The sequence below is a fragment of the Bradyrhizobium sp. USDA 376 genome (genome assembly GCF_054063675.1).
Window position 1 is genome coordinate 3827316 of the sequence record NZ_JBSSGN010000001.1, and the last position, 21794, is coordinate 3849109.

At 63.6% G+C, this 21794-nt stretch carries 20 protein-coding genes; 8 read left to right on the forward strand and 12 right to left on the reverse strand.

Translation table 11 applies throughout. The features are described from left to right. Positions 1-12 precede the first annotated feature (12 nt). Together gnd and ACVJ19_RS17930 are read right to left on the reverse strand one after the other, a co-directional pair. Positions 13-1011, reverse strand: coding sequence for a phosphogluconate dehydrogenase (NAD(+)-dependent, decarboxylating) (gene gnd, locus ACVJ19_RS17925; RefSeq protein ID WP_453950358.1), 999 nt, complete (start codon positions 1009-1011; stop codon positions 13-15). A 13-nt stretch (positions 1012-1024) separates the two neighbouring features. After that, the gene (locus ACVJ19_RS17930; RefSeq protein ID WP_453950359.1) at positions 1025-3874 is read right to left on the reverse strand and encodes a bifunctional transaldolase/phosoglucose isomerase; all 2850 of its coding nucleotides are present in this window, start codon (positions 3872-3874) and stop codon (positions 1025-1027) included. 290 nt (positions 3875-4164) lie between these two features. Between ACVJ19_RS17930 and ACVJ19_RS17935 the strand changes: the two genes are divergently transcribed. The 4 genes from ACVJ19_RS17935 to ACVJ19_RS17950 all read left to right on the forward strand — a co-directional run bounded on the left by ACVJ19_RS17935 (position 4165) and on the right by ACVJ19_RS17950 (position 9931). Beyond that, complete coding sequence (locus tag ACVJ19_RS17935; protein ID WP_453950360.1) at positions 4165-4857, forward strand: STM3941 family protein; 693 nt, start codon at positions 4165-4167, stop codon at positions 4855-4857. Positions 4858-5155: 298 nt separating this feature from the next. Beyond that, positions 5156-7099, forward strand: coding sequence for a PrkA family serine protein kinase (locus tag ACVJ19_RS17940; protein ID WP_453950361.1), 1944 nt, complete (start codon positions 5156-5158; stop codon positions 7097-7099). A 19-nt stretch (positions 7100-7118) separates the two neighbouring features. Next, positions 7119-8396 carry a YeaH/YhbH family protein gene (locus ACVJ19_RS17945; RefSeq protein WP_453955155.1) on the forward strand — a complete coding sequence of 426 codons (1278 nt, stop codon included), beginning with the start codon at positions 7119-7121 and terminating at the stop codon, positions 8394-8396. Continuing rightward, positions 8393-9931, forward strand: a complete 1539-nt coding sequence (locus ACVJ19_RS17950) for a SpoVR family protein (protein ID WP_453950362.1) — start codon at positions 8393-8395, stop codon at positions 9929-9931. Before ACVJ19_RS17945 ends, ACVJ19_RS17950 begins: the two co-directional genes overlap by 4 nt. Before the next feature lie 231 nt (positions 9932-10162). Here the strand turns inward: ACVJ19_RS17950 and ACVJ19_RS17955 are convergent, their stop codons facing one another. The 6 genes from ACVJ19_RS17955 to ACVJ19_RS17980 all read right to left on the reverse strand — a co-directional run bounded on the left by ACVJ19_RS17955 (position 10163) and on the right by ACVJ19_RS17980 (position 12947). Then, entirely contained in the window at positions 10163-10603 is a 441-nt protein-coding gene (locus ACVJ19_RS17955) for a DUF1801 domain-containing protein (protein ID WP_453950363.1), read from the reverse strand. Continuing rightward, complete coding sequence (locus tag ACVJ19_RS17960; RefSeq protein WP_453950364.1) at positions 10600-10812, reverse strand: hypothetical protein; 213 nt, start codon at positions 10810-10812, stop codon at positions 10600-10602. The genes ACVJ19_RS17955 and ACVJ19_RS17960 overlap by 4 nt, the downstream gene beginning before the upstream one ends. A 41-nt stretch (positions 10813-10853) precedes the next feature. Then, complete coding sequence (locus ACVJ19_RS17965) at positions 10854-11273, reverse strand: SRPBCC family protein (protein ID WP_453950365.1); 420 nt, start codon at positions 11271-11273, stop codon at positions 10854-10856. Then, on the reverse strand, positions 11270-11593 hold the full coding sequence (locus ACVJ19_RS17970) for an ArsR/SmtB family transcription factor (protein ID WP_453950366.1): 324 nt from the start codon (positions 11591-11593) through the stop codon (positions 11270-11272). The genes ACVJ19_RS17965 and ACVJ19_RS17970 overlap by 4 nt, the downstream gene beginning before the upstream one ends. A gap of 242 nt (positions 11594-11835) precedes the next feature. Next, positions 11836-12285 carry a DsrE family protein gene (locus ACVJ19_RS17975; protein WP_453950367.1) on the reverse strand — a complete coding sequence of 150 codons (450 nt, stop codon included), beginning with the start codon at positions 12283-12285 and terminating at the stop codon, positions 11836-11838. Between the two features lie 41 nt (positions 12286-12326). Beyond that, on the reverse strand, positions 12327-12947 hold the full coding sequence (locus tag ACVJ19_RS17980; protein WP_453950368.1) for a hypothetical protein: 621 nt from the start codon (positions 12945-12947) through the stop codon (positions 12327-12329). A gap of 208 nt (positions 12948-13155) precedes the next feature. Here ACVJ19_RS17980 and ACVJ19_RS17985 point away from each other — a divergent pair, with 208 nt between their 5' ends. The 3 genes from ACVJ19_RS17985 to ACVJ19_RS17995 all read left to right on the forward strand — a co-directional run bounded on the left by ACVJ19_RS17985 (position 13156) and on the right by ACVJ19_RS17995 (position 16162). Beyond that, on the forward strand, positions 13156-13725 hold the full coding sequence (locus tag ACVJ19_RS17985; RefSeq protein ID WP_453950369.1) for an STM3941 family protein: 570 nt from the start codon (positions 13156-13158) through the stop codon (positions 13723-13725). Between the two features lie 410 nt (positions 13726-14135). Beyond that, entirely contained in the window at positions 14136-15701 is a 1566-nt protein-coding gene (locus tag ACVJ19_RS17990; protein ID WP_453950370.1) for an SUMF1/EgtB/PvdO family nonheme iron enzyme, read from the forward strand. Positions 15702-15718: 17 nt separating this feature from the next. After that, a complete protein-coding gene (locus tag ACVJ19_RS17995; RefSeq protein WP_453950371.1) occupies positions 15719-16162 on the forward strand; it encodes a DUF4399 domain-containing protein in 444 nt (147 codons plus the stop codon). On the opposite strand, the gene ACVJ19_RS18000 is transcribed toward ACVJ19_RS17995, so the two are convergent. Further along, positions 16163-16324, reverse strand: coding sequence for a hypothetical protein (locus ACVJ19_RS18000; RefSeq protein WP_453950372.1), 162 nt, complete (start codon positions 16322-16324; stop codon positions 16163-16165). A gap of 30 nt (positions 16325-16354) precedes the next feature. Between ACVJ19_RS18000 and ACVJ19_RS18005 the strand changes: the two genes are divergently transcribed. Then, positions 16355-16906 carry an STM3941 family protein gene (locus ACVJ19_RS18005; protein ID WP_453950373.1) on the forward strand — a complete coding sequence of 184 codons (552 nt, stop codon included), beginning with the start codon at positions 16355-16357 and terminating at the stop codon, positions 16904-16906. A gap of 15 nt (positions 16907-16921) precedes the next feature. On the opposite strand, the gene ACVJ19_RS18010 is transcribed toward ACVJ19_RS18005, so the two are convergent. The 3 genes from ACVJ19_RS18010 to ACVJ19_RS18020 are packed head-to-tail and all read right to left on the reverse strand — an operon-like array spanning position 16922 to position 21590. After that, the gene (locus ACVJ19_RS18010) at positions 16922-17977 is read right to left on the reverse strand and encodes a 2-oxoacid:ferredoxin oxidoreductase subunit beta (RefSeq protein WP_453950374.1); all 1056 of its coding nucleotides are present in this window, start codon (positions 17975-17977) and stop codon (positions 16922-16924) included. After that, positions 17974-19821 carry a 2-oxoacid:acceptor oxidoreductase subunit alpha gene (locus ACVJ19_RS18015; RefSeq protein WP_453950375.1) on the reverse strand — a complete coding sequence of 616 codons (1848 nt, stop codon included), beginning with the start codon at positions 19819-19821 and terminating at the stop codon, positions 17974-17976. The genes ACVJ19_RS18010 and ACVJ19_RS18015 overlap by 4 nt, the downstream gene beginning before the upstream one ends. Continuing rightward, positions 19791-21590, reverse strand: coding sequence for an FAD-dependent oxidoreductase (locus ACVJ19_RS18020; RefSeq protein WP_453950376.1), 1800 nt, complete (start codon positions 21588-21590; stop codon positions 19791-19793). Before ACVJ19_RS18020 ends, ACVJ19_RS18015 begins: the two co-directional genes overlap by 31 nt. Between the last annotated feature and the right edge of the window lie 204 nt (positions 21591-21794).

Genomic DNA, 21794 nt, shown 5'->3' on the forward strand with positions numbered 1-21794 from the left:
CTTGTCTACTTGTTACTTTGGTTTCGAAGCGCCCGGCTGCTTCGGCTCCTTGTGGCCGCCGAAACCCGCACGCATCGCGGAGAGAATTTTTTCGGCGAAGGTGTGTTCCTTGCGGGAACGGAAACGTGTGTAGAGCGCCGCGGTCAGGACTTCGGCCGGCACGGCCTCGTCGATCGCGGCATTCACGGTCCAGCGTCCTTCGCCGGAATCCTCCACGAAGCCCGAATATTCCGACAGCTGCGGGCTGTCGGCGAGCGCGGTCGAGGTGAGGTCGAGCAGCCAGGACGGAATCACGCTGCCGCGCCGCCACACTTCGGCGATGTCGGCAAGATCGAAATCATAGCGATGATCCGCCGGCAGGGCGTCGATATTGGCGTTCTTGAGGATGTCGAAACCTTCGGCATAGGCCTGCATCAGGCCGTATTCGATGCCGTTGTGGATCATCTTGACGAAGTGCCCGGCGCCGACGGGCCCGGCATGGATGTAGCCCTGCTCGATGCGGGGATCGCGCCCCTCGCGTCCTTCGGTGCGCGGGATGTCGCCGGCGCCGGGCGCGAGCGCAGCAAAGATCGGATCGAGCCGGTCGACCACAGCCTTCTCGCCGCCGATCATCATGCAATAGCCGCGGTCGAGGCCCCAGACGCCGCCCGACGTGCCGACGTCGACATAGTGGATGCCGCGCGCCTTCAGCGCCTTGCCGCGGCGGACGTCGTCCTGCCAGAAGGTGTTGCCGCCGTCGATGATGACGTCGCCCTCCTGCATCACGCCCGCGATGGTGTCGATCGTCGTCTCGGTGATGTGGCCGGCCGGCAGCATCACCCAGGCCGTGCGCGGCCGCTCGAGTTTGGAGATGAACTCTTCCAGCGTCGCCGATCCCGTCGCGCCGTCTGCGGCAAGGCCCGCGACGGCCTTGGCGTCCTTGTCGTAGACCACGGTCGAATGTCCCTGGCGCATCAAGCGGCGAACGATGTTGCCGCCCATCCGGCCGAGGCCGATCATGCCGAGTTGCATGTGAGAGATTCCCTTAATTCAGTGCGTCGTTGAGCGCCGCATTGAGCGCCGCGAGACCTTTCTTGAGCCCGCCTTTCAGGTGGACACGCAGCGCGCGCCGCCCACGCTCGGTGAGCACGTCGAAATCGCCGCGCGCCTGCGCCGCCTTGATCACGCCGAAGCTCGCCTTCTGGCCCGGGACCGCCAGGTCCTTGGCGTCGTCGGCCGTGATCTGGAGGAACACGCCGCTGTCGGGCCCGCCCTTGTAGGCCTGGCCTGTGGAGTGCAGGAAGCGCGGGCCGAATTCGGCACAGGTCGCGACATGCCGCTTCTCGCGAACTTCCAACCGCATCGCCTGGAGGGCGTCGATGGTGGCCTTGTCGCGCGCGACGTAGCCGAGCAGGGCGACATAATCACCCTCGCTGGAGCGCGACAGATGCGCCTTCAGCCAGGAGGTGAGGTCGCCATTGGCGCCGGCGGCGCGCAGCGCCGTGGCGTTGGCCTCGTCGGTGTAGAGATCGGCCTCGACCGTGCTGACCACGGGCTGCTCTTCCGGCAGCGCGCCGGTCTTCTCGAACGAGGCCGTGAGCTCGCGGGTCTTGATCTTGGCCGCTTCCACGTCCGGCTGGTCGAACGGGTTGATGCCGAGGATGCTGCCCGCCACCGCCGTCGCCATCTCGAAGCGGAAGAACTCCTGGCCGAGATGCTCGATCGACTTCATGACGATGCGCACGACGGGATGGCCGGCCGCTTCGATCGCGGCAAGCTGGGAGTCATGCGCTGCGTCAGCTTCGCCTTCGATGCGGATGTCGATGAAGAAGCGGTCGTTGCCGTAGACCGAGGGATCGCCCAGCGGCTCGCCGTCGATCGGGATCAGGCCCTTGCCCTCCTTGCCGGTCGATTCCGCGATCAGCTGCTCGGCCCAGGCACCGAAATCGGCGATCTTCTCCGACGATAGGATCGTCACCTTGTCGCGGCCTTCGAGCGCGGCCAATCCCATGGCAAGGCCGAGCTGCACGCCCGGGTTTTCGGACGGCGGCACGTCCGGTCCGCAGGAGCGGGCCATGGAGAGCGCATGCTTGACGAAGGTCTTGACGTCGATGCCGGCCGTCGCCGCCGGCACCAGCCCGAACGGTGAGAGCACCGAATAGCGCCCGCCGATCGAGGGCTCGCCATGGAAGATGCGGGCATAGTTCAGCGTCTTCGCCGCCTTCTCCAGCGACGAGCCGGGATCGGTCACCGCGATGAAGCGATGGCCGGTCTTCACCTTGGGGCCGACCGCCTGCGCCACGCGCTCATGGAAATAATCCTTCATTGCGTTCGGCTCGGTGGTGCCGCCGGATTTACTGGAGACGATGAACACGGTGCTCGCGATGTCGATCTTCCCCTCCATCGCCCGCACCTGCGCGGGATCGGTGGAGTCAAGCACGTGCAGCTTGGGGAAGCCGGGCTTCTTGCCGAAGGTCTCGGCCAGCACCTCGGGTCCGAGGCTCGATCCGCCCATGCCGAGCACGACGGCGTCGGAGAATTTCTGGCCCTTCACGCGGCCCGCATAATCCTCGTAGTCGGCAATGTCGGCCTTGGCCGCACTATCCAGCCAGCCGAGCCATTTGTCCTCGTCGGTGCCGGTCCAGACCGACTTGTCGCGCTGCCAGAGCCTGCGGATCTTGGCAGACGCGCGCCATTCCTCGGTGCTCTTGGCCACGGCCTTGCCGAGCCCGTCCCCGAGCGAAAGCTGCTGGCGGTCGAGCGCCGGCCCGAGCACGGTGGCGCGCTTGTGCGCGACCGCGCCGTAAAGCTTGTCGGCGGCGTCCGCGAACAGCTTGACGCCGTCCCTGACCAGCTCCTCGGTGATCGCATCGAGCGAGATGCCGGAGCGCTCCAGCTCCTCCAGCACGCGCCTTGCGTCCTCGACATTCTCTTCCAGGCTGTCGCGCGGCTTGCCGTGGTCGCGGAACGCATCCAGCGTTGCCGGCGGCACGGTGTTGATGGTGTCGGGGCCGATCAGCTCCTCGACATAGAGGACGTCGCTGTAGTCCTTGTTCTTGGTGCCGGTCGAGGCCCACAACATGCGCTGCGGCTTGGCGCCCTTGGCGGCGAGCTTCTCCCAGCGCGGACCCGAGAACAGGCGCTTGTAGTCCTGGTAGGCGAGCTTGGCGTTGGCGATCGCCACCTTGCCCTTCAGCGCGGCGAGCCGCTCCTTCTCGGACGGATCGTTGGCGCGCGCGATCTTCTCGTCGAGCTGCTTGTCGACGGCCGAGTCGATGCGGCTGACGAAGAAGCTCGCGACGCTGGCCACGTGCGACGGATCGCCGCCGTCGGCGACGTATTTTTCGAGACCCGCCAGATAGGCCTCCGCAACCTCGAGATAGACCGCCTTGGAGAACAGCAGAGTGATGTTGATGCTGATGCCGTCGCCGATCAGCGTCTCGATCGCCGGCAGGCCTTCCGGCGTCGCCGGCACCTTCACCATCAGGTTCTTGCGGCCCACGTCCTTCCAGAGCCGCCGCGCCTCGGCGACGGTGCCGGCTGTGTCCATCGCCAGATAGGGCGACACTTCCAGGCTGACATAGCCGTCGCCGCCCTTGAGGCGGTCATAGACCGGGCGCAGCACGTCGGCGGCGTTCTGGATGTCCTCGACGGCGACGGCCTCGAACAGGTCGGCCACGGTCCGGTCGCCGCGCTTCAGCGCCTTGCCGATCGGGGCGTCATATTCGTCCGAGCTGGCGATCGCCTTCTCGAAGATCGACGGGTTCGAGGTGACGCCCTTGACGCCGTCGGTGTCGATCAGCCGCTTCAGGTCGCCCTTGGCGATGAAGCCACGGGCCAGGAAGTCCAGCCAGACGGCTTGTCCGTGCTTTTCCAGTTCTTTGACGGGATTCATGATGCTTATTTATCTCCAAGCCTGCGGGCGAGGGGTTTCCGCGCCGGTCCTGACGCGCTATCCTGTACCGTACATGCCCCCGGGAGGGAACCAATCAAGGGTATGCGCGTCATACTCTCAGTGTAACTCCGTCGCGATCATGGCGATCCAGGAGGCGGTGGTTGTGTTGCGTAAAAGTCGTTGGCCGGGAAGGGGCCGGCCGAGGTCTGGTTGCGTAACGTCTGTCGGCCGCTGCGCAGCGTGTCGTGGGCGGATTTCGGTCCGCCAGATACTTGGTCGCGCGGTCGCGAATGGCCATGCTGGGGGAAAGCATGCAAGCACATCCTGACGGCCCTCCGTCCGCCGTCGCCGACAGCCCGCAGTCGGTCGCGCCGACCGTGCGCATCGATGCGTCCCACGATCTCGAAATCAAGCAATGCACCATGCGCTTGCGGCTGCTGGTCGCGGCGGGGTTCGCGATGACGTTGTTCAGCGCGAGCCTTGCCTTCGACTGGTGGGACAGCCTCGGCGACTACGATACGCTGGCCGGCTATGCCGGCGTTGCGGTGTTCGGCCTGATCACGGTCCGGCTGATCTGGCTGCTTCCCGGCGAGCGCGGGCCGGTGGTGATCGTCACCCCCTACGGCATCCGCGATCTCCGTATCGGTAATGAATTTCTGCTGTGGGAGTCGATCGCGGAGATTTCGACCGAGGATCGCCGCGGGCACAGGATGATCGTGCTGACGCCGACGCCGGCATTGCAGCGCCAGCTCTCCTGTATTCGCGGCAGGAGCCGGGCGACGTCGCGCGGCGCGCAGGACGATCGGATCGTCATTTCCACCGAGGGACTGGCGACCGATTTTGATACATTGCTGCGCGCTTGCCGTGAGTGCCATGCCGCCAGCGATGCATGCACCGCATTGCGGCGAGACCGCGATCAAGGCACGCAAGGCTCGGGTGCACAAGGCTCGGGCGCACAAGGCTTGGCCGTACAAGCGTCATAAAGCTGCCGCCGGCTGACGGCTATGCTGCACCGCCGGATGAGCTGATCCCCGGTAACGCCCGGATGTGGCGGCCGAGTGACATTTGCTGGAAATGAGCGAAGATATACATAGATTCGCATAAATAACAGGCAGGTGCCTGTTCGTAACTCACCTGGTTGCCTACGTTGTGCGTTGCGTCGAGTCGGCTCTCGGGTGTCCTATGATCGTCATGTGCTCACGCTGATTCGAAACGGCCTGAGGAACGGTCCGGTAACTGCTTTCGTTTCAGCTTGTAGCGGAACTCACGCGGAGAGGGATCATGTACAACGATTCTCTATTCAACGCTTTCGCTCGGTCGTTCGAGGCGAGAAGCCAGCACGACATGTCGATGGCGGAATATCTGGAGTCGTGTCGAAGCGATCCCATGAAATACGCAAACGCGGCCGAGCGACTGCTAGCAGCGATCGGCGATCCGCAGACGATTGACACGGCCAAGGACCCACGCCTTGGCCGTATTTTTTTGAACCGCACGATCCGCACCTATCCGGCCTTCGCCGGCTTCTACGGCATGGAAGAAACCATCGAGCGCATCGTCGGCTTCTTCCGGCACGCGGCGCAGGGCCTCGAAGAGCGCAAGCAGATCCTCTATCTGCTCGGCCCCGTGGGCGGCGGCAAATCCTCGCTCGCCGAGCGGCTCAAGTCGCTGATGGAAGTGCAGCCGATCTACGTGCTCAAGGCCGGCGATGAACTCTCGCCCGTGTTCGAAAGCCCGCTCAGCCTGTTTGATCCCGATCATCTCGGGCCGATGCTGGAGGAGAAATACGGCATTCCGCGCCGCCGTCTCACCGGCCTGATGAGCCCGTGGTGCTACAAGCGGCTGGAAGCCTTCGGCGGCGATATCTCGCAATTCCGCGTCGCCAAGATCCAGCCGTCGCGGCTGCGCCAGATCGCGGTCTCCAAGACCGAGCCGGGTGACGAGAACAACCAGGACATCTCGTCGCTGGTCGGCAAGGTCGACATCCGCAAGCTCGAGACCTACGCGCAGAACGATCCCGACGCCTACAGCTATTCGGGCGGCCTCAATCGCGCCAACCAGGGCATCCTCGAGTTCGTCGAGATGTTCAAGGCGCCGATCAAGATGCTGCACCCGTTGCTCACCGCGACGCAGGAGGGCAACTACATCGGCACCGAGAATATCGGCGCGATCCCGTTCACCGGCGTGATCCTCGCGCACTCCAACGAGGCGGAGTGGGCGAGCTTCAAGGCCAACAAGAACAACGAGGCCTTCATCGACCGCATCTGCGTGATCAAGGTGCCGTACGTGCTGCGGGTCACCGAAGAGCAGAAGATCTACGAGAAGCTGATCCAGGGCTCGGAGCTGGCGTCCGCGCCGTGCGCGCCGTCGACCCTGGAAACGATGGCGCGGTTCTCGGTCATGTCGCGCCTGCGCAAGCACGAGAATTCGACGGTGTTTGCCAAGATGCGGGTCTACGACGGCGAAAGCCTGAAGGAATCCGATCCCAAGGCACGAAGCGTCCAGGAATACCGGGATGCCGCCGGCGTTGACGAAGGCATGGACGGCGTCTCCACGCGCTTTGCCTTCAAGATCCTGGCTGCGACCTTCAACCATGATCCGCAGGAGGTCGCCGCCGATGCCGTGCACCTGATGTACGCGCTGGAGCAGTCGATCCGCCGCGAGCAGCTGCCGGAGGAAACCGAGAAACGCTACCTGGAGTTCATCAAGGCGGAACTGGCACCGCGCTATGCCGAGTTCATCGGCAACGAGATCCAGAAGGCTTATCTCGAATCCTACTCGGATTACGGCCAGAATCTGTTCGACCGCTACGTGGATTACGCCGATGCGTGGATCGAGGATCAGGATTTCAAGGATCCGGACACCGGCCAGTTGCTCGATCGCGAACTGTTGAACCAGGAGTTGACCAAGATCGAAAAGCCGGCCGGCATTGCCAATCCGAAGGATTTCCGCAACGAGGTGGTCAAGTTCTCGTTACGGGCCAGAGCACAGAATGCCGGCAAGAATCCGACCTGGACCTCCTACGAGAAGATTCGCGACGTGATCGAAAAGCGGATATTCTCCCAGGTCGAGGACCTGCTTCCGGTCATCTCCTTCGGGTCGAAGAAGGACGGCGAGACGGAGAAGAAGCACGGCGAGTTCGTCGCACGCATGGTGGAGCGCGGCTACACCGAGCGTCAGGTTCGCCGGCTCGTCGAATGGTACATGCGCGTGAAGCAGGCCGGTTGAGGCGGATGGGAAAGTGGCCATTCACATTATTGACAGGCGCCTGAATCCAGGCGGCAAGAGTCTTGAGAACCGGCAGCGGTTCTTGCGTCGGGCCAAATCCCTGGTGCAGGGCGCCGTCAAGAAGACCTCGCAGGAACGCGACATCAAGGACGTCCTGGAGGGTGGTGAGGTCACGATCCCGCTGGACGGGATGCACGAGCCGCGTTTCCGCCGCGAAGGCGGAACGCGCGACATGGTGCTGCCCGGGAACAAGAAGTTCATCGAGGGCGACTATCTCCAGCGCTCCGGCCAGGGCAGCGCCAAGGACTCCGGTCCGGGCGAAGGCGACAGCGAGGACGCCTTCCGCTTCGTCCTTTCCCGCGACGAATTCGTCGATCTCTTTCTCGACGACCTCGAACTGCCGGATCTCGCCAAGCGCAAGATCGCGCAGACCGAGAGCGAGGGCATCCAGCGCGCCGGCTACACCACGTCGGGCTCGCCCGCCAACATCTCGGTGAGCCGGACGGTGAAGCTCGCGCTGGCGCGCCGCATCGCGCTCAAGCGCCCCCGCAAGGAAGAGATCGAAGAGCTGGAGGCGGCGATCGCCGCCTGCACGGACGAGGACGAGCGTACCGAGCTCATCGCCCAGCTCGAAGCACTGAAGGCGAAATCGAAGCGCATTCCCTTCATCGATCCGCTCGACATCCGCTACCGCCGCTTCGAGACGGTGCCCAAGCCGGTCGCGCAGGCCGTGATGTTCTGCCTGATGGACGTCTCCGGCTCGATGTCCGAGCACATGAAGGACCTCGCCAAGCGCTTCTACATGCTGCTCTACGTGTTCCTGAAGCGCCGCTACAAGCATGTCGAGATCGTCTTCATCCGCCACACCGATCGCGCCGAGGAGGTGGACGAGCAGACCTTCTTCTACGGCCCGGCCTCAGGCGGCACGCTGGTCTCCAGCGCGCTGCAGGCAATGCACGAGATCGTGCGCGAGCGTTTCAATCCCGCGGACTGGAACATCTACGCCGCGCAGGCCTCCGACGGCGACAATTCCTATTCCGACGGCGAGCTCACGGGCCTGCTGCTGACCGACAAGATCCTGCCGGTCTGCCAGTTCTTTGCCTATCTCGAGGTCGGGGAATCCGGCGGCAGCGCCTTCGATCTCTCCGACTCCTCGCTCTGGACCCTTTACGAGCGCCTGCGCAACAGCGGCGCACCGCTCTCGATGCGCAAGGTCTCCGAGCGCAGTGAGATCTTCCCGGTGTTCCACGACCTGTTCCAGCGCCGCGATACTGCCCAGGAGAAAGCCGCTCCATGACGGAACGTTTGTTCGAAGGCGCGGATTGGGATTTTCGCACCTTGCAGCGCATCACCGATGCCTGTGAGGAGGTGGCGTTGAAGGATCTCGGACTCGACGTCTATCCGAACCAGATCGAGGTCATCACCGCCGAGCAGATGCTGGACGCCTACTCGTCGGTGGGCATGCCGTTGTTCTACAAGCACTGGTCCTTCGGCAAGCATTTCGCCTTCCACGAGGCTTCCTACCGCAAGGGCCTGATGGGCCTCGCCTATGAGATCGTGATCAACTCCTCGCCCTGCATCTCCTACCTCATGGAGGAGAACACGGCGACGATGCAGACGCTGGTGATCGCGCACGCCGCCTTCGGCCACAACCACTTCTTCAAGAACAACTATCTGTTCAAGCAGTGGACCGACGCCGACGGCATTCTGGACTATCTCGATTTCGCCAAGAACTACGTCATGCAATGCGAGGAGCGCTACGGCCGCACCGAGGTCGAGCGTACGCTCGACGCGGCGCATGCGCTGATGTCGCACGGCATCGATCGCTATCCCGGCAAGAAGAAGCTGGACCTGCGCGCCGAGGAGAAGCGGGCAGGGCGCAGGCGCCAGCACGAGGAAGAGGTCTTCAACGATCTCTGGCGCACCGTGCCGGCCGGCAAGAGCAAGAGCCGTTCGACGCTCAGCATCGAGCGGCGCCGCAAGCTGCTCGGCCTGCCGCAGGAGAACCTGCTGTATTTCCTCGAGAAGAGCGCGCCGCGGCTGGCGCCCTGGCAGCGCGAGCTGCTGCGCATTGTCCGCCACATCGCGCAATATTTCTATCCGCAGAGCCAGACCAAGGTGATGAACGAGGGGACGGCGACCTACGTCCACTATCGCATCATGACCAAGCTGCATCAGCAGGGCCGCATCACCGACGGCAACTTCCTCGAATTCCTGGGGTCGCACACCAACGTGGTGTTCCAGCCCGAATTCGACGATCCGCGCTTCTCGGGCTTCAACCCCTATGCGCTCGGCTTCGCCGTGATGCAGGACATCGAGCGCATCGTCACCAGGCCGGAAGACGAGGACCGCGAATGGTTCCCCGATATCGCCGGCAGGAACGACGTCATGGGCGTGCTGCGCGACGTCTGGGCCAACTACCGCGACGAGAGCTTCATCGGCCAGTTCCTGAGCCCCAGGCTGATGCGGCACTTCCGCATGTTCCATCTCCACGACGATCCCGAGGAGCGCGCCGGCATCCGCGTCGATGCCATCCACGACGAGCGCGGCTTCCGCCGCGTGCGGCGCGAATTGGCGCGGCAGCACGATGTCGGCTACATCGACGCCAATATCGAGGTGGTCGACGTCGATCTCTCCGGCGATCGCCGGCTGATCCTGCATCACCACGTCATCAAGGGCTCGCAGCTCAACGAGACCGACGCCAAGCGGGTGCTGCAGCATCTCGCAGATCTCTGGACCTACGACGTCGCGCTGATCGAGGTCGACGCCAACGACAAGGTTTTGCGCGAATACGTCGTGAGCCCGCGTCCGATTCCTGCGGCGGTGGCTTGAGGCCGTCGGCACTCCTGGAGCATCGACGTGGCGGATAGCTCGCCCGCGGCCATCCTTCGAGACGCCCGCCTTTGGCGGGCCCTCAGGATGAGGACGGAGTGCGTGGCAGCAATTCCATCAGACAGAGATGCCGCTTAGCCTCATCCTGAGGAGACCGCTGGAAGCGGTCGTCTCGAAGGACGAGGCGCTTGCTCGGGCCGCCGCCAGGAACTGATACCGACTTAAAGCGCGCTAAGCCGATCGCTTCTTGGCCGGCTTCTTCTTGGCCGCATTCAGCTCCACCGCCGCCCGGATCAGCGCCTTCAACGCTTTCTCGTTGATCTTTTCGCCCTCGCGAAGATCGATCGCGCGCCGCACGTTGCCGTCGAGGCTGGAATTGAACAGGCCCGCCGGATCCTCCAGCGCCGCGCCCCTGGCAAAGGTCAGCTTCACCACTTCCTTGTAGGTCTCGCCGGTGCAGATGATGCCGTCGTGCTCCCACACGGGAACGCCGCGCCATTTCCATTCCTCGACGACGTCAGGGTCCGCCTGCTTGATCAGGCCGCGGACCCGCGCCAGCATCTCGCCGCGCCAGTCGCCGAGCTCCCTGATCCTGCCGTCGATCAGTTTTGATGGCGAAGCGTTGTCCGCGTCCTTCGCGCTGCTCTTCTTCGCCGCCACCGCCTTTTTCATGATCTCGCCTCACTGTGCGCACTGCCACGCCGGCCAAGATAAGGCAGCGCAAACAGATACAGCCCGGTCGCGAGCAGCGGGATCAGCGGCACGAGCGCCAGGAAGCCGATCCAGGCCGCATCGAGCTGCATCGTCATGGCGACGATGTTCGCGATGACGGCGAGCGTGAAGGCGATGGACAGCCAGCGATGAATTTGTCGAATCCGCATGTGCAACGGGACCTCCTCTGCAATGATGGAAATGGCTGCGCTCAATCCGGCCGCGCCAGCAGCTCGTCCAGCCTGGCCAAAAACTGCTTCCAGCCGGCATGCGCGCCGCCATAGGCCTGCTTCTGCGTCGCCCTGAAGCCCGCCTGTTCGACGCGCAGATGCGTGCCCGCACTCGTCGGCGTCAGCGTGAAGGTCACCACGCTTTTGAGATCGAAGGCGGCGTCCTCATGCGAGAAATTCCAGGTATAGGCGAGCGTCTTCCGCGGCTCGATGGTGAGCACCTCGCAATCCAGCACGCCGCCCCATTCGCCGCGCAGGTTGAAGCGATGACCGACCTCGGGCTTGAAGTCGTTCTTCATCAGCCATTCCTCGATCAGATGCGGCTGTGTCAGCGCGCGCCAGAGCCGCTCCGCCGGGAAGGCAAACTCGCGCTCGACGACGACGGATCGTGTTTCGGTCATTGGTCCATCCTCTTCAGGAGATCATCGAGTGCGTCGAGCCGGTTCTGCCAGAAGCCGGCCATCTGGCTGGTCCAGTCGACCAGCGGATTGAGCGCGCCGGGCTGCGCGCTGTAATGGGTCTGGCGTCCTTCATGGCGGTCGCGCACGAGGCCCGCCTGCTTCAGCGCGCCGAGATGTTTCGAGACCGCCGGCTGGGAAACGCCGGATCGCAGCGTCAGTGCCCCGACCGTCTGCTCGCCCTCGCGGCACAGCCGCTCGAAGATCGCCCGCCGGGTCGGATCGGCGAGCGTCCTGAACAGGAGGTCTTGGGCGGCGGACACGCGGATCCATAACTCATAGGTTATGGATTAATTCATAACCGTAGGGTTATGGGTAAGTCAAGTGCAATGCGGATTGGGTGCGAAGAGGGTGCCCGCGAGCTCCTCTTACCTCTCCCGCTTGCGGGAGAGGTCGGCGCGAAGCGCCGGGTGAGGGTTCTCTCCTCTTGGGGGTCCTCGCTTGGGGAGACACCCTCCCCGCAGGCGGGGGAGGGGGCGCACCGAGTTCGTGGATGCGCGCAACGCTACGGCCGCAAATACAGATACCCCTGCGACTGCAGCTCGGCCAACCGGACCACGCCGCCCTTCTCCGCGCTGACGAAGCCGGGCAGCAGGTCCGTGAGCGTGACGTTCTGCGCCTTCATGGTGTTGCCGCAGGCGGCGAGCTCCACGCCATCCCTGGAGAAGTCGCCGACGCGCTTGCTGATATCAGGATTGGCCTGCGCCCAGTGAAACGCCTTCAGCGCCGGCCCGTGGATCACCAGCGCGATCGTCACATGCTCCGGCCCACCGACCCCGTCGATGTGGTTCTGGATGTTGCCGAGCACGAAATTGACCTTCTCGGCGTCGCTGAGATGATAGACGACCTTGAGCTTGCTGCCCGCGTTGGCCTCGCTCGCGGCTTGTGCACGCGAGGCGGCAAACGCCGCACCCAACGCCGAGACGGCGCTCCACAACACGTTCCGGCGGTTCATGGCGATCTCCCTCGATCAATCCCGACTTTGCCGGACAGATATCATTTGTGACGAAGCGCGGCGAGCTCCTTGCGATCGGTCACGAGCGAGGCGCACTCGCCGGTGTCGGTGCGATCGAGGCGGAAAATCGCATCGTCGGCGCCGGCGACCAGCGATTGCTCGGCATCGTCGTCCGGCTTGTTGTTCTGCCAGACCCTGACCCGTGCAAGCCGCACGATCGCCGACTTGTCGTCCTTGGAGAGCGCGACGCCGATGCCGCCGCCCTCGCAGTCGACGCCGCAGCCGAGGCGCACCTCGGTGCCGTCCTTGGTGAACACGGCGTGGTTACAGGAGCCGCTGGAATCGAAATCGCCGCTGCGATGGCGATACCTGAAGCCGAGCCGGAACGAGTTGTGGAGCTGCTTGTCCTCCTTGTCGACCTCCGCGGAGATCAGCAGCTTCATCGACGCGACCTTCTGCTTCGGGTGCCGTGCCAGATGCTCGGCGTCGTAACGGCGGACGAAGCAGGCATAGGCTTTGTCGCCCGGCCTGCCCGCATACATACGCGCGTTGAAGGTGTCGGCCTCGGCCTTGGTGGCCTCACGGATGTCGTCGGCCTCCTCGGCCCGAGCGGCGCCGACGAAGCCGGCAAGGACAAGCGGAAGGATGAGGGCAAGCTTCATGATCGCACCGGGGCGTGTGAACCGTCGTCCATCCGCAACGCGCAGGTGGAAGCCGGCTGGCATTTAGTCGCGGGCGGAAAGCGCTGCGTTCAAGCGCTCCTGGCCGCACGCCTTGCGGGCAGCCTCACGCAAGGTTCCCGTCTTAATCATTTGGAAGGAGGAGCGTTGGTAAACCCCTGGTTGCTGCAGATGACTGGTGGCGGTCAAAATGTCCGTAAGTCAGAACTTGCCCAACCTTGCGATCGGCTATTCCCTTCCGCGGCTGTTCAAGTTGCTGGGAGCCGGCCTGCTGGCGACGCTGCTGTGCGGCGCGCTCGCATTCAGCTGGCACTATGGCAGGGACATCGCCACGATCCAGATTGCGCTCAGCTATTTCGGCGTCGTGTTTTTCGGCCTGGCCACTTGCAAGACGCTCTGGACGTTGATCTCCGCCAGGGAGCCGGTCCTCTTCATCACCCGTGTCGGCATTCGCGACACCAGGATCGCCGACGACACCATCTCGTGGCGATCGGTGCGGGACATCTCGATCTTTCGGTATCGCAGCCAGAGGATCGTCGTTCTTCAGGTCGATCCTCTTCTCGCCGAGCGGTTCGAAGGCGGCTTTCTGAAGCGCGTCTTGTCGCTGCTGAACAAGCCCATTGGTGCGGACGGCGTGCTCGTCATGGGCGGCCTGACCATGGACGGCGAAACGCTGTTCGAGACCTGTAAGCAATACTGGACGGCCGGACGGCTGGCATATACAGGTCGCGCCGCAGCTGAGCCCGAGCCGGTCAGCTAGAGCGTTTTCGAGCGAAGTGGGTACCGGTTCGCGTCAAGAAAACGCGTCAAAACAAGAATCTAGAGCCCCGTTCCGATTCCATCGGAACGGGAAAGGCTCTAGTCCGGGCCGCAGCCGAGGCGGACCGCATTGCTTTCACGAAACACTGCGTGTTGGCAGTCGCCGCATCCATGACGCGCTCAACTCGCATACACGCGCAGAGCGGAGCGAGGCGGCCCGGTTCCATGTGCGGCCTTAGTCGAACCTCAAGGCAGGAAGGTTCAATCGGCGCGGGCCTTCGTTTTTTGGGAACTCGATGCTGTCAGCCATTCGACATTGTCCCCATTCGTCGATGTGATAGCCTTCACAGGCGATTGCTCTTGGCAGTCGTAGAGTGGGGCCGCCTCTCGTCGTGTGTGGAGTCCCCCGCAATGGGCGAAATTCGCAACTTCAGATCCGGAAATCAGGACGGGCCGCCTGCACACGGCCCCATACCTCGTCGTCTCGCGGCGATCATTGTCGGCGACATCGCTTCCTACAGTCGCATCATGCAGGCCGACGAGGAGGGCACGCATGTCCGCGTCAAGCGGATCGAGCGGGATATCATCCAGCCCAGCATCGTCGAGCACCATGGCACGCTGGTGAAGACGACGGGCGACGGCTTCATCGCCATTTTCGACAGCCCCGTCGAGGCCGTTCGATGCAGCATCGTCATCCAGCAGAATCTCATCGGCCGCAACGCCCCGCTTCCCAAGCATTCACGGCTCGAATACCGGATTGGCGTCAATCTCGGCGACGTCATCGTAGAGCCGGACGATGTCTACGGCGACGGCGTCAACATCGCCACACGCATCGAAGGCATTGCGGAGCCCGGTCAGGTCTACATTTCCGGGGCGATCTACGAGCAGATCAAGCACAAGGTCGTCTGTGGCTATGAGTCGCTCGGGGACCGCAAGGTCAAGAACATCACCGACCCCGTGCGTGTCTATCGCGTGCTTCCGGATGCAGACGCGGTGGGTAGGACGCGAAGCCGGCGCGAGAGCGTCCTGCTGTTTCTTCTGATCGCGGCATTGCTGGTGATTGCCGGCTACGTGCTTTGGTACGTGCTGGTGCAGCACCGCAGCCAGGTGGGGCAACAGGCTGCCGCTCCTCCGATCGCGGCGCCGTCAGCTTCGCCGACGGCGCAATCCGTTCCGTCGCTACCGAGCCCGGCGGTACCGGCGCCACAAGCCGCACCGGCGGCTTCTCCGTTGCCCGCAACGACGCCATCGCCTGCAGCGTCGCCTTCACCGTCTCCGGCATCCAGTCCATCGGTGACGGCGGTCCGAGAACCCGAAATGATCGCCATTCGTGGCGGCAGCTTCGCCATGGGGAGCAATGACGATCCGACGGAACGCCCGGTCCACCAGGTCACGATCAAGCCGTTCTCGATCGGCAAATATCCGGTGACGGTGCAGGAGTGGAACGAATGCGCTGCTGCGAAGGCGTGCGGCTTCACGGCGACCGGCAAGGACGATGCCCCCGTCAGCAACGTGAGCTGGACCGACGCGCAGCAATATGCCGCCTGGCTCGCGCAGGCGACGAAGAAGCCCTACCGGCTTCCGAGCGAAGCCGAATGGGAGTACGCGGCGCGCGGCGGAACGCAGAGCAAGTACTGGTGGGGCGACAAGCTCCAGTCGGGCATGGCCGGCTGCAAGGATTGCGGCAACCTCGGGACCGAGCAGCCGGCGAAGGTCGGCAGCTTCAAGCCAAACCCGTTCGGGCTGTACGACATGGGCGGCGGCGTCGATCAATGGGTCGACGATTGCTGGCACAAGACCTATCAGGGCGCGCCGACTGACGGATCGTCCTGGAGCAGCGGGGACTGCGGCTCTCACGTCCTGCGCTCGGGCTCCTGGAAGAACGATTCGCGATATGTGCGGCCATCCAACCGCGATGGTTACGACACCAATGTTCGTTATCCCACGCATGGATTCCGGGTCGCGCTCAGTCCGTAAGTGCTGGAGTGGATTTGATGAAGATCATTTTTTGCGCCGCATTGGCGGCGGCGATCGCATTGCCTCCCGGCGCAGCCTACGCGCAGGGCAAGACCGCCCCCAAGGATGCCAAGCTTTATTTCATCACCCCGCGTGACGGGCAGAAGGTTCGCGGCGGGTTCTGGGTTCGGTTCGGCTTGCGGAACATGGGCGTGACGCATGCCGGCGACGATTACCAGAACGCCGGCCATCATCATTTGCTGGTCGACGTCAACGATCCCATCGATCCCAAGGAGCCAATTCCGCAGGACAAGTCGCATCTGCATTTCGGGGCCGGGCAGACCGAAACCATGCTCGAACTTCCACCGGGGACGCACACGCTGCAACTGGTGCTCGGCGACGCCAAGCACTATCCGTTCGAGCCGCCCGTCGTGTCCGAGAAGATCACCATACGTGTCAGGCAACCAGTTGCCGGCAAGTGATCAGCGCAGGCTGGCGTTGATCTTGTCCAGCACCGCCGAGCCCGGGCAGAGCGTGTCCGCTTCCAGCGTGTTCACGGGCGTGTCAACAGCGAAACTGGCGCTACCTCGGCGAGCAAGATGCTTTCTGTTAACGATTTCCGAGAAGGATGCGCACGTCAGCATCGCTGCGTTCTTCTTTTTCGGACCTCAACCATGGCGTCAAATCTAGAACTGCCCACGATCGAGATTGGATATTCACCGCTCCGATTGGTTGGCTTGATCGGGGCGGGCGTCCTCATGACGCTCGCGAGCGCAAGTCTGGCGTTTCAATGGATAGCAATTGGCGGATCGGGACCGGCGGGGACCTTGAAGGGCGCCGTCGGGGTCGTCGCAGGCTATGTTGGTTTGGTTTTCTTCGGCCTGGGCACCGTTGCGGTGGTCTGGCTGTGGAGGCGAGTAGAGGGACCCATTGTCGTTATCAGCCGAGACGGCATTCGCGACAGACGAATTGCCGAAGAAGTCATTCCATGGAAGCTGGTGGAGGACATTTCGCACCAGAACCGTGAGCGATTTCTGCTGCTCAGACTCAGCCGGGCCGCCGACTATATTCGGTTCCACATCGGACCGAAGCGCCACCCCATCCAACTCACCAACAGGACGCTTGGTGTGGACAGGGTGCAGATTGGGACGGCCGGCTTCAATGTGACGACAGAAATGCTTCTGGAAACCTGCCGCACCTACCATGCTGCTGCGCGCGCCACATGACGATTCGGTTGCCTGCTAGCGCAGGCTGGCGTTGATCTTGTCCAGCACCGCCGAGCCCGGGCACAGCGTGTCCGCCTCCAGCATGTTGAGCGGCGTCTCGACCGTGTTGAGGTGCTCGTGCAGGTCCTCCGCGTCGGGGTCGACATAGAGCAGGCCGGTGACGATCTGGCCCTTGGCGGCGTGCTTCGCGAGGAAGGTCTGGGCGCCGAGACGATCATGCGGATCATAGTCGGCGTCGATCTTGCGCAGCGCGATCTTGCTGCCGTCATGCTGCTCGACCATCTGCACCGTGCCCGGCGCGTAGTCCACCGCGATCGGATCGCGGCCGACCAGCACGTCGAGCCGGTTCACGGCGTCATTGTGCTCGCGGACATAGTCAAAACTCTTGGTCGAGCCGGCGTGGTTGTTGAAGGCAATGCAGGGGCTGATGACGTCGATGAAGGACGCACCCTTGTGGCCGATGGCGGCCGCGATCAGCGGCACCAGCTGGCTCTTGTCGCCGGAGAACGAGCGCGCCACGAAGGTTGCGCCCAGCTGCAGCGCGATCGCGACGAGGTCGATGGCGTTGTCGGTGTTGGTGACGCCCTTCTTGCTCTTCGAGCCGCGGTCGGCGGTGGCCGAGAACTGGCCCTTGGTCAGGCCGTAAACGCCGTTGTTCTCGACGATATAGGTCATGTTGACGCCGCGCCGGATCGAATGCGCGAACTGGCCGAAGCCGATCGAGGCGGAATCGCCGTCGCCGGAGACGCCGAGATAGATCAGGTCGCGGTTGGCGAGGTTGGCGCCGGTGAGCACGCTGGGCATGCGCCCGTGCACGGAGTTGAAGCCGTGCGAATTGCCGAGGAAATAGTCCGGCGTCTTCGACGAGCAGCCGATGCCGGAGATCTTTGCCACCCGATGCGGCTCGATCGAGAGCTCGTAGCAGGCCTCGATGATCGATGCCGTGATCGAATCGTGGCCGCAGCCCGCGCACAGCGTCGAGATCTTGCCCTCGTAGTCGCGATGGGTGTAGCCGAGCTCGTTCTTCTTCAGGCCGGGATGATGGAATTTCGGTTTTGCAATGTAGGTCATGACACGGCCTTCCGGAGCGGGGTCACCTTGAGCTGATCCTGGTGGTCGCCAATGGCTTTTGCGATGTAGCGAGCGGTAATCGGTGAACCGTCGTAGTGCACGATCGGCACGAGGCGCACCGGATCGATGCCGTTCTCGTTGACGATGAGCTGCCGGAGCTGGCTGTCGCGGTTCTGCTCGACGATGTAGACGAAATCGTGCTCGGCGAGGAAGCTCGCCACGCTCGAATGGAACGGGAAGGCGCGGATGCGCAGCCGGTCGAGCTGATGCCCGCGTGCCTCCAGCAGGCCGATCGCCTCGTCCATCGCCGGCGAGGTCGAGCCGAAATAGATCACGCCATATTTGGTCGGCCGTTCCGCATTGGCCTGCAGCGGCCGCGGCACCAGATCCTGCGCGGTCTCGAACTTGCGCACCAGGCGCTGCATGTTGTCCGCGTAGACCGTGCCTTCCTCCGAGTAGCGTGCATAGCGGTCGCGCGAGGTGCCACGGGTGAAGTAGGAGCCCTTGGTCGGATGCGTGCCGGGATAGGTGCGGTAGGGAATGCCGTCGCCGTCGACGTCGAGATAGCGGCCGAAGTCGCGGCCCTCTTCCAGCATCTCCGCGGTCATGATCTTGCCGCGGTCATATTGCCGGGCGTCATCCCACTTCAGCGGGCGGCAGAGCCGGTGGTTCATGCCGATGTCGAGGTCGAGCATCAGGAAGATCGTGGTCTGCAGCCGCTCGGCGAGGTCGAAGGCGGCGGCCGCGAATTCGAAGGCCTCGGCCGGGTCTTCCGGGAACAGCAGCACATGCTTGGTATCGCCATGCGAGGCATAGGCGCAGGCGATGATGTCGCATTGCTGGGTGCGGGTCGGCATGCCCGTGGAGGGACCGGCGCGCTGGATGTTCATGATCACCGCCGGGATCTCGGCGAAGTAGGAGAGGCCGATGAATTCCGTCATCAGCGAGATGCCGGGGCCCGAGGTCGCGGTGAAGGCGCGGGCGCCGTTCCAGGACGCGCCGATGACGATACCGATCGAAGCCAGCTCGTCCTCACCCTGCACGATGGCGTATTTCGCCTTGCCGGTCTCCGGATCGTGTCGGTACTTCTTGCAATGCGCGGTGAAGGCCTCCGCCACCGACGAAGACGGCGTGATCGGATACCAGGCGCACACGGTGGCGCCGCCATAGACGGCGCCGAGCGCGGCAGCGCTGTTGCCCTCGATGAAGATGCGGTCGCCGACCTTGTCGGACTTCTTCACCCGCAGCCCGATCGGGCATTTCAGGTTCTGCAGCGCCCAGTCGCGGCCGAGATGCAGCGCATGGACGTTGGAGGAGAGCAGCTTCTCCTTGCCCTTGTACTGCTCGCCGATCAGCTGCTCGATCAGCTTCGGGTCCATGTCGAGCAGCGCCGAGAGGCTGCCCAGATAGATGATGTTCTTGAACAGCTGGCGCTGGCGCGGATCGGTATAGGTCGAGTTGGTGATCGCGGTGAGCGGTACGCCGATCACGGTGATGTCGTCGCGGAATTTGGTCGACGGCATCGGCTTGGTGGAATCGTAGAACAGATAGCCGCCGGGCTCGATGCCGGCGACGTCCTTGTCCCAGGTCTGCGGGTTCATCGCCACCATCATGTCGACGCCGCCGCGCGCGCCGAGATGGCCGGCCTCCGTCACCCGCACCTCGTACCAGGTCGGCAGGCCCTGGATGTTGGAGGGGAAGATGTTGCGCGGGCTCACGGGAACGCCATGGCGCAGGATCGCGCGCGCGAACATCTCGTTGGCGCTGGCCGAGCCCGAGCCGTTGACGTTGGCGAAGCGGACGACGAAGTCGTTTACGCTGCTGATCGGCTTTTTGTCGGACATGTCGAACCTGCGTGGGTCATATCGATGAAATATTTCTGCATGTCCCAGGCGCCGGTGGGACAACGCTCGGCGCACAGCCCGCAATGCAGGCAGACATCCTCGTCCTTCACCATCACGCGCCCGGTCTTCAGGTCACTGGAGACGTAGAGGTCCTGGTCCGGACGCGGCGAGGGCGCCTTCAGGCGCTGGCGCAGGTCGCTCTCTTCGCCGTTGTCAGTGAAGGTGATGCAATCCATCGGACAGATGTCGGCGCAGGCGTCGCACTCGATGCAGAGCGAGGTCGAGAACACGGTCTGGACGTCGCAGTTCAGGCAGCGCTCGGCCTCACCCAGTGCCAGCTTGACGTCGTAGCCGAGCTCGACCTCGGCGCGGATGTCCTTCAGCGCGATGACCTTGTCGCGATGCCGCACCTTGAAGCGCTTGTCGTTGGAGATGTCGTTGTCATAGCTCCATTCGTGGATGCCCATCTTCTGCGAGGAGATTTGCACCTCCGGCAGCGGACGTTCGGTGATGTCCTCGCCCGAGAGCATCTTGTGGATCGACAGCGCGGCGTCATGGCCGTGCGCCACCGCCCAGATGATGTTCTTCGGGCCGAACGCGGCATCGCCGCCGAAGAACACCTTTGGATTGGTCGAGGCGAAGGTCTTGGGATCGACCATGGGCATGTGCCATTTGTCGAACTCGATGCCGCAATCCTGCTCGATCCAGGGGAAAGCATTCTCCTGGCCGACCGCGACCAGCACGTCGTCGCATGTGATCGTCTCGTCGGGCTCGCCCGAAGGCACCAGGTTGCGCCGACCCTTGGCATCGTATTCGGCCTTCACCTTCTGGAAAGTGACGCCGATCAGCTTGCCGGCGACATGCTTGAAGGCCAACGGGACCATGTAGTTGAGGATCGGGATGTCCTCGTGGAGCGCGTCTTCCTTCTCCCAAGGCGAGGCCTTCATCTCCTCGAAGCCGGAACGCACGACCACCTTGACGGTCTCGCCGCCGAGCCGGCGCGCGGTGCGGCAGCAATCCATCGCGGTATTGCCACCGCCGAGCACGATGACGCGCTTTCCGATCTTGTCGACATGGCCGAACGACACGTTGGCCAGCCACTCGATGCCGATATGGATGTTGGCGGCGGCCTCTTTCCGGCCGGGAATGTCGAGCTCGCGGCCGCGCGGCGCGCCGGAGCCTACGAAGATCGCGTCATATTTCTCGGCGAGCAGCGACTTCATGCTGTCGATGCGTTGGCCGCCCTTGAAGTCGACGCCGAGGCCCAGGATGTAGCCGGTCTCCTCGTCGATGACGGAATTGGGCAGGCGGAATTTCGGGATCTGCGAGCGCATCATGCCGCCGGCTTCGGGATCGCCGTCGAACACGGTGCAATGGTAGCCGAGCGGCGCGAGATCGCGCGCAACGGTCAACGACGCCGGACCGCCGCCCACAAGGGCAACACGCTTGCCATTCTTCGGCGAGGGCCGCGGCAGGCGCTGCTTGATGTCGTCCTTGAAATCGGCGGCGACGCGCTTCAGGCGGCAGATCGCCACTGGATTTTCCTCGACGCGTCCGCGGCGGCACGCCGGCTCGCAGGGACGATCACAGGTGCGTCCCAGAATTCCGGGAAACACGTTCGATTGCCAATTGATCATGTAGGCGTCGCTGTAGCGGCCTTGTGCGATCAGTCGGATGTATTCGGGAACCGGGGTGTGCGCGGGACAGGCCCACTGGCAATCGACCACTTTGTGAAAGTAGTCGGGGGCCGCGATATCGGTCGGTTTCATTCCTACCCTGTCCGCGCAGGCTCAAAGACCCCCGCGGCCTTTTCTTGAGCTTGGCGAGCGCTTTAGCGCGCTTCGATCCGGTTTCTGAATGACGTCATTGGGTTAGCTTATTAGAACCATTCCGAAGCACAACGGCAAATTTGGGTGATCACCTGCTTTCATGGGAGCTGCGCGTGCACAGCATTAACGCGCCGCGCGCGCTGT

Excerpts from the sequence above, each read along its gene's own strand:
- gnd (WP_453950358.1), bottom strand. The coding sequence starts at position 1,011 with ATGCAACTCGGCATGATCGGCCTCGGCCGGATGGGCGGCAACATCGTT.
- ACVJ19_RS17930 (WP_453950359.1), bottom strand. The coding sequence starts at position 3,874 with ATGAATCCCGTCAAAGAACTGGAAAAGCACGGACAAGCCGTCTGGCTG.
- ACVJ19_RS17935 (WP_453950360.1), top strand. The coding sequence starts at position 4,165 with ATGGCCATGCTGGGGGAAAGCATGCAAGCACATCCTGACGGCCCTCCG.
- ACVJ19_RS17940 (WP_453950361.1), top strand. The coding sequence starts at position 5,156 with ATGTACAACGATTCTCTATTCAACGCTTTCGCTCGGTCGTTCGAGGCG.
- ACVJ19_RS17950 (WP_453950362.1), top strand. The coding sequence starts at position 8,393 with ATGACGGAACGTTTGTTCGAAGGCGCGGATTGGGATTTTCGCACCTTG.
- ACVJ19_RS17955 (WP_453950363.1), bottom strand. The coding sequence starts at position 10,603 with ATGAAAAAGGCGGTGGCGGCGAAGAAGAGCAGCGCGAAGGACGCGGAC.
- ACVJ19_RS17960 (WP_453950364.1), bottom strand. The coding sequence starts at position 10,812 with ATGCGGATTCGACAAATTCATCGCTGGCTGTCCATCGCCTTCACGCTC.
- ACVJ19_RS17965 (WP_453950365.1), bottom strand. The coding sequence starts at position 11,273 with ATGACCGAAACACGATCCGTCGTCGTCGAGCGCGAGTTTGCCTTCCCG.
- ACVJ19_RS17975 (WP_453950367.1), bottom strand. The coding sequence starts at position 12,285 with ATGAACCGCCGGAACGTGTTGTGGAGCGCCGTCTCGGCGTTGGGTGCG.
- ACVJ19_RS17980 (WP_453950368.1), bottom strand. The coding sequence starts at position 12,947 with ATGAAGCTTGCCCTCATCCTTCCGCTTGTCCTTGCCGGCTTCGTCGGC.
- ACVJ19_RS17985 (WP_453950369.1), top strand. The coding sequence starts at position 13,156 with ATGTCCGTAAGTCAGAACTTGCCCAACCTTGCGATCGGCTATTCCCTT.
- ACVJ19_RS17990 (WP_453950370.1), top strand. The coding sequence starts at position 14,136 with ATGGGCGAAATTCGCAACTTCAGATCCGGAAATCAGGACGGGCCGCCT.
- ACVJ19_RS17995 (WP_453950371.1), top strand. The coding sequence starts at position 15,719 with ATGAAGATCATTTTTTGCGCCGCATTGGCGGCGGCGATCGCATTGCCT.
- ACVJ19_RS18000 (WP_453950372.1), bottom strand. The coding sequence starts at position 16,324 with ATGCTGACGTGCGCATCCTTCTCGGAAATCGTTAACAGAAAGCATCTT.
- ACVJ19_RS18005 (WP_453950373.1), top strand. The coding sequence starts at position 16,355 with ATGGCGTCAAATCTAGAACTGCCCACGATCGAGATTGGATATTCACCG.
- ACVJ19_RS18010 (WP_453950374.1), bottom strand. The coding sequence starts at position 17,977 with ATGACCTACATTGCAAAACCGAAATTCCATCATCCCGGCCTGAAGAAG.
- ACVJ19_RS18015 (WP_453950375.1), bottom strand. The coding sequence starts at position 19,821 with ATGTCCGACAAAAAGCCGATCAGCAGCGTAAACGACTTCGTCGTCCGC.
- ACVJ19_RS18020 (WP_453950376.1), bottom strand. The coding sequence starts at position 21,590 with ATGAAACCGACCGATATCGCGGCCCCCGACTACTTTCACAAAGTGGTC.